Here is a 12,110-nt window from a genome sequence, read left to right on the forward strand (position 1 = left end):
GCTCGTGCGATGACCGAGGCCTCGCGGGCCGACCCCATGGTGCGGGCGATGCCGATCGTCTTCGTCCTGATCTGGAGCACCGGCTTCATCGTCGCGCGCTACGGCATGCCGCACTCGCCGCCGATGAAATTCCTGGCGATGCGTTACGCCCTCTCGGTCGCCTGTTTCCTGGTCTGGGCGCTGCTGGCGCGCGCGGCCTGGCCGAAGGACCGCCGCCAGCTCGCGCATCTCGCGGTCACCGGCGTCCTGATGCATGCGGGCTACCTCGGCGGCGTCTGGGCCGCGGTCAAGTCGGGCATGGGCGCCGGGCTGGCGGCTTTGCTCGTGGGCCTGCAGCCGGTGTTGACGGCCATCTGGATATCGACACGCGGCGGCGAAGTCGCGCGGCGGCAATGGGGCGGCCTGGCGCTGGGCCTCGTTGGCTTGCTGCTCGTGGTATGGCAGAAGCTGGGGCTGGGGGAGGTGCATCCGCTCAACCTGGCTTTCGCGGGCGGCGCGCTGCTGGCGATCACCGCCGGCACGCTGTACCAGAAACGCTTCGTCGCGCCCTGCGACGTGCGCACGGCCAACCTCGTCCAGCTCGCCGCCGCTTTCGTGGTGACGTTGCCGCTCGCGCTGCTGGAGCAGGAGGCGATGCGTTGGACCGGCGAGATGATCGGCGCGATGGCGTGGTCGGTTCTCGCACTCACGCTTGGCGGCAGTTCGCTGCTCTACCTCTTGATCCAGCGCGGTGCCGCCACCGCGGTCACGAGCCTGCTCTACCTCGTGCCGCCCACGACGGCGCTCATGGCCTGGGCGCTCTTCGGCGAGCCGATCACGGTGCTCACGATCGCGGGCATGGCGCTCACGGCGGTGGGCGTGAGCCTGGTCGTCCGGTCACGGGCTGCTTGAGCAGTTTCCAGGGCTCGCTCCGGAAACGTTCCACCAGGAAGTCGATGAGCAGGCGCAGGCGGCGCGGCAGTGCATTGCTGTGCGGCGCCAGCCAGTGGATGTCGGCGTCGACCATGGCGTAGCCGGGGAGCACGCGTACCAGCTGCCCGCCGGCAATCGCGGGTGCGATGTCCCACAGGCTGCGCAGCATGATGCCGCGGCCGGCCAGGCACCAGTCGCGCACCAGCTCGCCGGAATTGCTGGACAGGGCGCCTTGCACGCGCACGCGCACCTCGCTGCGGTCGCGTTCCTTCTGCAGCCGCCAGACGTCGAAGCGGTGCTCGTGCTCGCGGACCAGCAGGCAGTCATGGCTCGCGAGGTCGTCGATCGAAGCGGGCGTGCCATGGCGGCGCAGGTAGTCGGGCGCCGCGACGAGCACGCGCTGGTTGCGGGCCAGCCGCCGCCCGGTCCACTCGGACGCCCGCTGACCTTGCACCGCCCAGAGCCAGACGGCGCCGTCGTAACCGTCGACTGCCAGGTCCGGCAACTGCTCCGTCAATTGCAGCTGCACCGTCAGACGGGGATGCAGAGCCTGGAATTCGGCCAGGGCCGGTCCGAGCCACAGGCGGCCGAAGCCGAACGTCGAAGCCAGGCGGATGTGACCGACCGCATCGCTGCGCCGCTCCTGCAGTTCCGCCTCCAGCGCCTGGAAGCCCGCGACGAGCGCGCTCGCGCGCTCGCACAACGCTTCGCCTTCCGCCGTGGCCGTCACGCGCCGCGTGGTCCGTTGGAACAGCTTGACGCGCAGCCGCGCCTCCAGCCCAGCCAGCCGCTTGGTGATGACCGAGGGCACGACGTTGGCCGCCGACGCGGCCCCAGCCAGGCTGCCATGCTGGCGGATGGCGAGCAGCAGCTCGAGGTCGGCACGATCGAGGACAGGGCTGGATTGCTGCACGGCTGGAAAGAATCGATTGCCGCATTATTGCTTGCCGGTGCCGCGCCGCCAATGCCAGAATCGGCCATGCTGGATGGATTCGAGACCCTGCGGAGCGAACGCGAAGGCGTGGCGCTGATGGCCCGGCGGGCCGGGGAGGGCGCGCCCTTGCTGCTGTTGCATGGGCATCCGCAGACGCATTGCATGTGGCACCGTGTCGCTCCGGCCCTGGCGGAACGCTTCGAAGTGGTGCTGCTGGACCTGCGAGGCTACGGGGACTCGGGCCGGCCCCCAGCTGGCGAGGCGAACGCGGCCTACGGCAAGCGCGAAATGGCGCTGGACGCGCTGCACGTGATGCGCAGCCTGGGGCACCAGCGCTTCCAGGTGCTCGCGCATGACCGCGGGGCCCGTGTCGCGCATCGCCTGGCCCTGGACCATCCTGCAGCGGTTGAACGCATGCTGCTGCTCGACATCGCGCCGACGCTCGCCATGTACCGCCAGACCAACGAGGCCTTTGCCCGCGCCTACTGGCACTGGTTCTTCCTGATCCAGCCGCCGCCGTTGCCCGAGGCGCTGATCGAATCGGATCCCGCGCGCTATGTGCGCAACGTGATGGGCGCGCGGCATGCGGGCCTGGCGGCTTTCGCCCCGGAAGCGCTGGCCGAATACGAGCGCTGCGCTTCCTTGCCGGGTACGGCCGCAGCGATCTGCGCCGACTACCGGGCCAGCGCCGGCATCGACCTGACGCATGACGAGGCCGACGCGGCCGCCGGCCGCAAGCTTCGCCAGCCGTTGCGCGTGCTGTGGGGCGAGCATGGCGCGGTCGGCCGCAACTTCGACGTGGCCGCGCTCTGGCGCGATGCTGCTGACGAATTCACCGGCCGCAGCGTTCCCTGCGGCCATTACATCGCGGAAGAGGCGCCCGCCCTTCTGCTGAACGACGCTTTCCAATTCTTCAGGAGTTCCAATTGACCAAGAAGCGCATCGCAGTGATCGCCGGCGACGGCATCGGCAAGGAAGTCATGCCCGAGGGCATCCGCGTGCTCGACGCCGCGGCGCGGAAGTTCGGCATCGATCTGGCGTTCGACCATTTCGATTTCTCGAGCTGGGACTACTACGAGAAGCACGGGCAGATGCTGCCGGACAACTGGAAGGACCAGATCGGCGGCCATGACGCCATCTACTTCGGCGCGGTCGGCTGGCCCGACAAGATCGCCGACCACGTCTCGCTCTGGGGATCGCTGCTGCTGTTTCGCCGCGACTTCGACCAGTACGTGAACCTGCGGCCCGCGCGGCTGATGCCGGGCATCGTCTGCCCCGTGGTGCGGCGCGACGGCAGCAGGCGCGAGCCCGGCGAGATCGACATGTACATCGTGCGCGAGAACACCGAGGGCGAGTACAGCAGCATCGGCGGAAGGATGTATCCCGGCACGGAAAGGGAAATCGTCATGCAGGAGACCGTGATGTCGCGCATCGGCGTGGATCGCGTGCTGAAGTTCGCGTTCGAGCTCGCGCAGTCACGGCCCAAGAAGCACCTGACGAGCGCCACCAAGTCGAACGGCATCGCCATCACCATGCCGTACTGGGACGAACGGGTGGCCGAGATGGGCAAGGCGTACCCCGGCATCCGACTGGACAAGTTCCACATCGACATCCTCACCGCCCACTTCGTGCAAAGGCCGGAGTTCTTCGACGTGGTGGTGGCGAGCAACCTGTTCGGCGACATCCTGAGCGATCTGGGCCCGGCCTGCACGGGCACGATCGGCATCGCGCCGAGTGCCAACCTGAACCCGGACCGCAAATTTCCCTCGCTGTTCGAACCCGTGCATGGCTCCGCGCCGGACATCGCCGGGCGCAACATCGCCAACCCGATCGGGCAGATCTGGTGCGGCGCGATGATGCTGGAATTCCTCGGTCACAAGGAGGCGCACGACGCGATCCTCGCCGCGATCGAGAAGGTGCTGCATCCCCAATCCGGTGCGCCCCGCACGGGCGACATCGGCGGCAGCGCGAGCACGACCGACCTCGGGCGGGCGATCGCCGAAGCGCTGTAACCAATTGCGGGCACCGCGCGCGACATGTGCGCGGCATGGCGCACTGCCGCATGAAAATCGGCCCGCAGGCCGCATGGCGCCTAGCGTTTTGACTATAGAATCCGCCTCCGCGTGTTGTATTGCCGCATGTCGTATTGACACGGTTTCGGCCCATCGCTTTAATCGGCGCAGTGGCCTTGGCGGCCGCGAACAAAGTCTCCCGTTCCAGCCCTTTTTGCGCCCTCAGCGACGCGCCGGAACCGGGAGACAAAATTTTTCAAGAGACAACTGTCACAACCAATTCGTACGAGGGGCCTCCCAAGTGAACAAGACCGAACTGATCGAGCACATCGCCAAGCACGCCGACATCTCCAAGGCCGCGGCCACCCGCGCGCTGGAGTCGATGATCGGCGCCATCAAGACGACGCTGAAAAAAGGCGGCTCGGTTTCCCTGGTCGGGTTCGGCACCTTCGCCGTGGGCAAACGGGCCGCCCGCAGCGGCCGCAACCCCCGAACCGGCGCTGCGATTAAAATCAAGGCTGCCAAGGTACCCAAGTTCCGTCCCGGCAAGGCGCTGAAAGATGCGCTGAACTGATTGGCCGGTCCCCCCGGTGGGGTGCTTAGCTCAGCTGGTAGAGCGGCGCCCTTACAAGGCGTAGGTCGGCGGTTCGAACCCGTCAGCACCCACCAACGAGAAGGCGAACCGAGGGTTCGCCTTTTGGTTTTTTGAACGAGTTGATCCATGTTTGATTTCGTCCGCAAGCACACCAAGGTGATGCAGCTCCTGCTGTTCGTCCTGATCGTGCCGTCCTTCGTCCTGTTCGGGCTCGAGGGCTACAGCCGCTTCAATGACAAAGGCGAGGTCGTCGCCAAGGTGGACGGGCGCGAGGTCACCCAGCAGGAATGGGACAACGCGCACAAGATCGAAGTCGACCGCATCCGTTCCCAGATGCCCAACATCGACGCCAAGCTGCTCGATTCGCCGCAGGCGAAGTACGGCACGCTGGAGAAGGTGGTCCGCGAGCGCGTGCTCGCCGCCGCGGCCGAGAAGTCCCAATTGGTCGTGCCCGACCAGCGCGTGGCGCGCGAGCTGCAGCGCAACGAACTGGTGCAGTCGCTGCGCGGCCCGGACGGCAAGCTGGACATCGAGCGCTACCGGCAGGTGCTGCAGGCGCAGGGCATGACGCCGGAAATCTTCGAGTCGCAGATCCGCCGGGACCTGTCGACGCGGCAGGTGCTGGTCGGCGTGGGCGCTTCGGCCGTCGCGCCGGCGGCGCAGGCGAACGTTTCGCTGGGCAGCTATTTCGAGAAGCGCGAGGTGCAACTGGCCCGCTTCGAGACCGCGAAATTCGCGGCCAAGGTGGAGCCGACGGATGCTGAGATCGAGGCCTACTACAAGGCGAACCCGCAGCTGTTCCAGGCGCCGGAGCAGGCCGCCGTCGAATACGTCATGCTGGACCTCGCCGCCATCCAGAAGGGCATCACGCTCAACGAGGCGGACCTGAAGACCTACTACGAGCAGAATGCCGCGCAGCTGGCGAGCAAGGAAGAGCGCCGCGCCAGCCACATCCTGCTGGCGGCGGGCAAGACCGCATCAGCGGGCGACAAGGAAAAGGCCAAGGCCAAGGCGGCCGAATTGCTGGCGCAGGTGCGCAAGAACCCGGCGAGCTTCGCGGAAGTGGCCAAGAAGGAATCGCAGGATCCCGGCTCCGCCAAGCAGGGCGGCGACCTCGACTTCTTCGCGCGCGGCGCCATGACCAAGCCGTTCGAGGACGCCGCGTTCAAGCTGAAAGAGGGCGAGATCAGCGACGTGGTGGAAACCGAATTCGGCTACCACATCATCCAGGTGACGGATGTGAAGACGCCCGCTCAGCGCACGTTCGAGGAGATGCGGCCGCAGCTCGAAGCCGACCTGAAAAAGCAGCAGGCGGCGCGCAAGTACGCCGAGGCGGCCGACACTTTCAGCAACACGGTCTATGAGCAGTCCGACAGCCTGAAGCCGGTGGCGGACAAGCTCAAGCTCGAGATCAAGAGTGCGACCAACGTTTTGCGCACGCCGGCGCCGGGCGCGACCGGGCCGCTGGCCAACCCCAAATTCCTGACGGCCTTGTTCGCTCCCGACTCGGTGGATCGCAAGCGCAACACCGAAGCGGTGGAGGTCGGGCCCAACCAGATGGTGTCCGGGCGCATCAGCCAGTACACCCCGGCGCGCGCCCGGCCGCTGGCCGAGGTGAAGGCCCAGGTGCGCGAGAAGCTGGTCGCCGAACGCGCTGCCGAACTCGCGAAGAAGGAAGGCCAGGCCAAGCTGGCGGCGTGGAAGGCGGCCGCCCCGGCTGCCTCCGAAATCTCCGAAGCCAGGCCACTTTCACGGCAGGACGTGGACAAGGTTCCGCGTCCCATCATCGAGGCCGCATTGCGCGTCGACCCCGCTTCCCTCCCTGCATTCACAGGGGTCGACCTGGGGGCTGACGGCTATGCGGTGTTGAAGATCAACAAGGTGCTGCCGCGCGAAGCGCCGGTGCCGGCACAAGCCCAGGCGGAGCAGCAGCAGTACCTGCGGGCCTGGGCGTCGGCCGAGGCGGTTTCGTACTACAACACGCTGAAGGACCGGTACAAGGCGCAGATCCTGGTGGCGAAGCCGAAGGACGGCGTGCCGGCGCAGTAACGCGGCACGCCAATGAAAAAAGCCGCGGGTGGAGCCCGCGGCTTTTTTCATGGAGAACTTGCTGGGGTGGCTGATGGGACTCGAACCCACGACAACCAGAATCACAATCTGGGACTCTACCAACTGAGCTACAGCCACCGTAGAGCCCGCCATTATAGCGGGCTTGCGTGCTACTCGTTGACCATCACCAGCTTGCCCTTGACGCCGCGTGAACCCATGTGCGCGTACGCGGCCTTCAACTCGGCCATCGGCATGGTGCGGTCGATCACCGGCTTGACCTTGCCCTGCGCGTACCACTGGGCCAGTTCGCCCATCATCGCGGCGTTGGCCTTGGGTTCACGCCGCGCGAAGTCGCCCCAGAACACGCCGACCAGCGAGGCACCCTTCAGCAGTGTCAGGTTGAGCGGCAGGCTCGGGATCGGGCCGGAGGCGAAACCGACCACCAGGTAACGCCCGCGCCAGGCGATGGAGCGGAAAGCCGGCTCCGCGAAGTCGCCGCCCACGGGGTCATAGATGACGTCCGGGCCCTTGCCGTCGGTCGCGGCCTTGATCGCTTCACGGAAAGCATTCGGCACGGCGTGCGTCGTGTAGTTGATGGTCGCGTCCGCGCCGATCTCCTTGCACAGCGCGCATTTCTCGTCGGTGGACGCGGCGGCGATGACGCGCGCGCCCATCGCCTTGGCGATCTGGATGGCGGACGTTCCGACGCCGCCCGCGGCGCCGAGCACCAGCACCGTTTCACCGGCCTTCAACTGCGCGCGATCGACCAGCGCGTGGTGGGAGGTTGCATAGATCATGATGAACGCCGCGGCATCCACGTGGCTGAAGCCGGCCGGCAGCGGCATGCAGCGTGCCGCCTCGGCGATGGTGTGGGTGCCGAAGCCGCCGGTGCCGGCGAGGCAGGCGACGGACTGACCCACCTTCAGTTGCGTGACGCCTTCACCGACCGCCGCGACCACGCCTGCATACTCTGAGCCAGGCACGAAGGGCAGCGGCGGCTTCATCTGGTACTTGTTCTGCACGATCAGCAGGTCGGGGAAATTCAGGCTGGCCGCCTTGATCTCCACCAGCACCTCACCGGCCTTGGGCTCGGGGGTCGGCAGTTCCTTCCATTGCAGCGCGTCGACGCCGACGGGGTTCTCGCAAAGCCAGGCATGCATGTCCACTCTCCAGGAAAACAGTTGGCGCCATCATAGGCAGCCGCGCGGCGGCCCGTTGTCTCTGCCGTGACCGCCGCGTGCCTACAATGGGCCACCGATGAAGATCCTGCTCTCCAACGACGATGGCTACCAGGCGCCGGGCATCGTCGCCCTGTACGACGCCATCAAGGACCTGGGCGAGGTCGAGGTGGTGGCGCCCGAGCACAACAACAGCGCCAAGTCGAACGCGCTCACGCTGAACGCGCCGCTTTACGTGAACATCGCGCCCAACGGATTCCGCTACGTCAACGGCACGCCGGCCGACTGCGTGCACATCGCGCTCACGGGCCTGCTCGGGTACATGCCGGATCTCGTCGTGAGTGGCATCAACAACGGCGCCAACATGGGCGACGACACCATCTATTCGGGCACGGTCGGCGCCGCCATGGAAGGCTACCTGTTCGGTGCGCCGGCCATCGCCTTCTCGCAGACGCAGAAGGGGTGGGCCCACCTCGACACGGCCGCGCGCAAGGCACGCGAGCTGGTGCAGTACCTGCTGGCGGAGCGCAAGACCGACCAGCCCACATGGCTGTTGAACGTGAACATCCCCAATCTTCCGTATGAGGAATTGAAGCCGTTCAAGGTTTGCCGCCTGGGCCGCCGCCACGCGGCCGAGAAGGTGATCTCGCAGACCAGCCCGCGGGGCGACGTGATGTACTGGATCGGTGGTGCGGGTGCCGCGAAGGACGACGCGGAAGGCACCGATTTCCACGCCGCCCTGCAGGGCCACCCGACAATCACGCCACTCAAGGTGGATCTGACCGACCACGATGCGCTGCGCGAATGGGCGCAGACCGCCGGCCGGATGCCGCCGCAGCAAGGCGGGCAATGACGCGCCGGCCCGGGTTTCCGGCGCGCTTCGACCAAGGGCCGCTCGGACAGGCGCCGCGCGCGCGGGCCCCCGTCGCGCAGTCTGCCGTGCAATCGCCAACGCCCACCGGCCTGGGCCTCGACTCGCACGCCATCCGCGCTCGCATGGTGCAGCGGATCGCGGCGCAGGGCATCATCGATGCGCGCGTGCTCGAAGCGCTCGGCACCGTGGAACGCCATCGCTTCGTCGACAGCGCACTGGTCAACCAGGCCTACGAAGACACCAGCCTGCCGATCGGCCTGGGGCAGACCATCTCCAAGCCCAGCGTTGTCGCGCGCATGATCGAACTGCTGCTGGCGGGCACACAAGGGCGGCTCGGCCGCGTGCTGGAAATCGGCACCGGTTGCGGCTACCAGGCGGCGGTGCTGAGCCGCGTGGCGACCGAGGTCTATAGTGTGGAACGCCTGCGCGGCCTGCATGAGAAGGCACGCGAGAACCTCCGCACTTTCCGCCTGGCCAACGTGCACCTGCTGTTCGGTGACGGCATGCTGGGCTACCCGAAGGGGGCGCCCTATGCCGCCATCATCGCGGCGGCCGGCGGCGAGGCGGTGCCTGCCGCCTGGGTGGATCAGCTGGCGGTCGGCGGGCGCATCATCGCGCCCACGGTGCTGGCGACGGGGCAGCAAGCCCTGGTGCTGGTTGAAAAGACGCCGCTCCAGGTCAGGCAAACTGTTCTTGAGACGGTTCACTTTGTCCCCCTAAAATCAGGCATTGCCTGAAGATGGAAACGATGCAGATGCCGCGTTCGCGCCGATTCGACTTGGCCTTGGCCCTGGTGGCCAGCGCGCTGCTGGGTGCGTGCGCCTCCCCCAGCCGCACGCCCGCCCCCGTCGAGGACCGCACGGGCATGCGCGTGGCGCCCGCGCCGGCGGTCGCGACGCCCGAACCGCCAAAGCTCCCGGGTGCGGAGAATGCGGGCAAGCCTGGGTACTACACCGTGAAGCCGGGTGACACCATCATCCGGATCGGGCTGGAGAACGGGCAGAACTGGCGCGACATCGCGCGCTGGAACAACCTCGACAATCCCAACCTCATCGAAACGGGCCAGGTGCTGCGCGTGCAGCCGCCCGTCGCGGCGGCAGTCGCCACCGCCGATGGCGTGGTGACGCGTCCGGTCGCGCCTGCTTCCGCTTCCACCGCGCCCTTGCCCCCCGCGTCAGCCGCGGCCAGCAGCCCGCGCGGCACCGTGACGGCTGCCGCGCCGACCCTGCCCGTGAACACGCCGCCGGTCGCCCCGGGCGACGACGAGGTCAACTTCGCCTGGCCCACGGGTTCGGGGGCCGCCGTGCTCGCCGGTTTCGACGAGCAGAAGAACAAGGGCGTGGACATCGGCGGCAAGGTCGGTGACCCGGTGCTCGCCGCCGCCGACGGCCGCGTCGTCTATGCGGGCGCGGGCCTGCGCGGGTACGGCAACCTCATCATCCTGAAGCACAACAACACCTATCTCACCGCCTACGCGCACAACCAGTCCCTGCTGGTGAAGGAAGACCAGGCGGTGCGCAAGGGCCAGAAGATCGCGGAGATGGGGTCCAGCGACACGGACCGCGTGAAACTGCACTTTGAAATCCGCCGGCAGGGCAAGCCGGTCGATCCAACACGGTACCTCCCGCCCAGGTAGCTGCATGAAGCGGCGCGCAGCGTCCACCCCACCGACGCCCGAGGGCGCCCGGGCGGACGCGGATGGCGCTCCCATGGATGAGCCGGAGGCGAATGCCCCAGCGGTGCCCGAAGCGCAGTTGAGGGACATCCCGGCCGAGGTCTACGGCGAGTCCAGCGATACGCTGACGTTGTACCTGCGCGAGGTGCGCCGCACGACCTTGTTCACGCCGCAGGAAGAATTCGAAACCGCCACGCGGGCCCGCGCGGGCGACTTCCAGGCGCGCCAATCGATGATCGAGCACAACCTGCGCCTGGTCGTCAGCATCGCCAAGGGCTACCTGGGCCGTGGCGTTCCCCTGTCCGACCTCATCGAGGAGGGCAACCTGGGCCTGATGCATGCCATCGACAAGTTCGAGCCGGAGCGCGGCTTCCGCTTTTCGACCTACGCGACCTGGTGGATCCGGCAAGCCGTGGAGCGCGCCGTCATGAACCAGGGGCGGGTGATCCGCCTGCCGGTGCACGTGGTGCGGGAGCTGCAGCAGGTGCTGCGCGCCCGCCGCACGCTGGAGAACGACCCGGCGTTCGCCGCCACGCGCGGTGGTGTGGAAGGCGAGGGTGTGCGCGTCGAGGACGTCGCGGCGCTGCTGGGCCGGGACGTGCAGGAGGTCGCCCAGCTCCTCGCGATGGCGGAGACGCCGAAGTCGCTCGATGCGGTGATGGAGCGCTCCGACGACGAACACACCCTCGGCGATCACATGGCCGACGAAATCACGCTGGATCCGACGGGGGTCACGCAGAACCACGAGGTCGAGCGCCTCCTCAACAGCTGGCTCGAGGCGCTGCCTTATCGGGAGAAGGAAGTGCTGGAGGGCCGCTTCGGGTTGCACGACCGCGAGCCGGAAACGCTCGAGGTGCTCAGCGACCGCCTCGGGCTCACGCGTGAACGCGTGCGGCAGATCCAGAACGAAGCGCTGGTGAAGCTGAAACGTCAAATGGTCCGAAGCGGAATCAACAAAGAGGCGCTTTTTTAGGTCGCCGAGGCGACCGGCGGGCTTTTCTCCCTCCCCCTCAGGGGGAGGGCGGGGAGGGGGTCTCCTGACGCGGCCGCAGGCCAGGCCATGCATGCGACTGATAAAGTCGCATGCATGGCCTGGCCCGTTCTCGTTTTCGACATTGAATCCATTCCCGACATCGCGGGTCTGCGCGTGCTGCGCGGCGCACCGGCCGAGCTCCCCGATACCGAGGTCTACGCCGGTTGGGTGAAGGAGCGCGAGGAAAAGAAGCAGAGCGACTTCATGCCGCATCACCTGCAACGCGTGCTGGTGATCAGCTGCGTCTTCCGCAACGCGGAGGGCTTGCATGTCCATTCGTTCGTGGACCGTGACGGTGCCAGCGAGGGCAAGGTGATCCAGAGCTTCTTCAACCGGCTGGAGAAGCACATGCCGCAGCTGGTCAGCTGGAACGGCGGGGGCTTCGACCTGCCCGTGCTGCACTACCGCGGCCTGCGCCACGGCGTGGTCGCCAACAAGTACTGGGACATGGGCGAGGACGACCGCGACTTCAAGTGGAACAACTACATCGGGCGGTACCACATGCGGCACCTCGACCTGATGGACCTGCTGGCCATGTACCAGCCGCGCGCCAATGCGCCGCTCGACGCCATGGCCAAGCTGTGCGGATTCCCTGGCAAGCTGGGCATGGACGGCTCGCAGGTCTACGCCGCCTACCAGGCCGGCCAGCTGGAGGACATCCGCCGCTATTGCGAGACGGACGTGATGAACACCTACCTGGTGTATTGCCGCTTCCAGAAGATGCGTGGCGGCTTCACCGAAGCCGAATACGAGCAGGAGGTCGTGCTGGTCAAGCAGTCGTTGGCCGCACTGGCGCCGGCCGAGCCGCACTGGCAGGAATACCTCGCGGCCTGGGGCTGAGACAATCC

Annotated in this window: 12 protein-coding genes and 2 tRNA genes; 11 read left to right on the forward strand and 3 right to left on the reverse strand. The window is 67.3% G+C overall.

The features are described from left to right. The first annotated feature begins 9 nt into the window (after positions 1 to 9). Complete coding sequence (locus FN976_RS03700; protein ID WP_145891108.1) at positions 10 to 891, forward strand: DMT family transporter; 882 nt, start codon at positions 10 to 12, stop codon at positions 889 to 891. On the opposite strand, the gene FN976_RS03705 is transcribed toward FN976_RS03700, so the two are convergent. Beyond that, positions 845 to 1,825: a LysR family transcriptional regulator gene (locus tag FN976_RS03705; RefSeq protein WP_145891110.1), complete on the reverse strand. Its 981-nt coding sequence runs from the start codon at positions 1,823 to 1,825 to the stop codon at positions 845 to 847. The genes FN976_RS03700 and FN976_RS03705 overlap by 47 nt on opposite strands. Before the next feature lie 66 nt (positions 1,826 to 1,891). Here FN976_RS03705 and FN976_RS03710 point away from each other — a divergent pair, with 66 nt between their 5' ends. The 5 genes from FN976_RS03710 to FN976_RS03730 all read left to right on the forward strand — a co-directional run bounded on the left by FN976_RS03710 (position 1,892) and on the right by FN976_RS03730 (position 6,502). Further along, positions 1,892 to 2,776: an alpha/beta fold hydrolase gene (locus FN976_RS03710; RefSeq protein ID WP_145891112.1), complete on the forward strand. Its 885-nt coding sequence runs from the start codon at positions 1,892 to 1,894 to the stop codon at positions 2,774 to 2,776. Further along, complete coding sequence (locus FN976_RS03715; RefSeq protein WP_145891114.1) at positions 2,773 to 3,858, forward strand: tartrate dehydrogenase; 1,086 nt, start codon at positions 2,773 to 2,775, stop codon at positions 3,856 to 3,858. The genes FN976_RS03710 and FN976_RS03715 overlap by 4 nt, the downstream gene beginning before the upstream one ends. A 73-nt stretch (positions 3,859 to 3,931) precedes the next feature. After that, on the forward strand, positions 3,932 to 4,432 hold the full coding sequence (locus FN976_RS29830) for an HU family DNA-binding protein (protein ID WP_255440103.1): 501 nt from the start codon (positions 3,932 to 3,934) through the stop codon (positions 4,430 to 4,432). Positions 4,433 to 4,451: 19 nt separating this feature from the next. Next, positions 4,452 to 4,527, forward strand: a tRNA-Val gene (locus tag FN976_RS03725). 52 nt (positions 4,528 to 4,579) lie between these two features. Then, positions 4,580 to 6,502, forward strand: a complete 1,923-nt coding sequence (locus FN976_RS03730) for a SurA N-terminal domain-containing protein (RefSeq protein WP_145891118.1) — start codon at positions 4,580 to 4,582, stop codon at positions 6,500 to 6,502. A 62-nt stretch (positions 6,503 to 6,564) separates the two neighbouring features. On the opposite strand, the gene FN976_RS03735 is transcribed toward FN976_RS03730, so the two are convergent. Both FN976_RS03735 and FN976_RS03740 read right to left on the reverse strand, forming a co-directional pair. Beyond that, positions 6,565 to 6,640 (reverse strand) — tRNA-His (locus FN976_RS03735). 32 nt (positions 6,641 to 6,672) lie between these two features. After that, positions 6,673 to 7,662 (reverse strand): NADPH:quinone oxidoreductase family protein, encoded by a 990-nt coding sequence (locus FN976_RS03740; RefSeq protein WP_145891120.1) that lies wholly within the window; start codon positions 7,660 to 7,662, stop codon positions 6,673 to 6,675. Between the two features lie 97 nt (positions 7,663 to 7,759). Here FN976_RS03740 and surE point away from each other — a divergent pair, with 97 nt between their 5' ends. The 5 genes from surE to FN976_RS03765 all read left to right on the forward strand — a co-directional run bounded on the left by surE (position 7,760) and on the right by FN976_RS03765 (position 12,102). Further along, positions 7,760 to 8,533: a 5'/3'-nucleotidase SurE gene (surE, locus tag FN976_RS03745; RefSeq protein WP_145891122.1), complete on the forward strand. Its 774-nt coding sequence runs from the start codon at positions 7,760 to 7,762 to the stop codon at positions 8,531 to 8,533. Continuing rightward, on the forward strand, positions 8,530 to 9,291 hold the full coding sequence (locus tag FN976_RS03750) for a protein-L-isoaspartate(D-aspartate) O-methyltransferase (protein WP_145891124.1): 762 nt from the start codon (positions 8,530 to 8,532) through the stop codon (positions 9,289 to 9,291). The genes surE and FN976_RS03750 overlap by 4 nt, the downstream gene beginning before the upstream one ends. A gap of 11 nt (positions 9,292 to 9,302) precedes the next feature. Next, entirely contained in the window at positions 9,303 to 10,190 is an 888-nt protein-coding gene (locus FN976_RS03755) for a peptidoglycan DD-metalloendopeptidase family protein (protein ID WP_255440124.1), read from the forward strand. Positions 10,191 to 10,263: 73 nt separating this feature from the next. Continuing rightward, positions 10,264 to 11,202 carry an RNA polymerase sigma factor RpoS gene (rpoS, locus tag FN976_RS03760; protein ID WP_145891466.1) on the forward strand — a complete coding sequence of 313 codons (939 nt, stop codon included), beginning with the start codon at positions 10,264 to 10,266 and terminating at the stop codon, positions 11,200 to 11,202. 114 nt (positions 11,203 to 11,316) lie between these two features. Then, positions 11,317 to 12,102, forward strand: coding sequence for a 3'-5' exonuclease (locus tag FN976_RS03765; protein ID WP_145891128.1), 786 nt, complete (start codon positions 11,317 to 11,319; stop codon positions 12,100 to 12,102). The last annotated feature ends 8 nt before the right edge of the window (positions 12,103 to 12,110 follow it).

The sequence above is a fragment of the Caenimonas sedimenti genome (assembly GCF_007833165.1).
In the GTDB taxonomy this organism is placed as follows: domain Bacteria; phylum Pseudomonadota; class Gammaproteobacteria; order Burkholderiales; family Burkholderiaceae_C; genus Ramlibacter; species Ramlibacter sedimenti.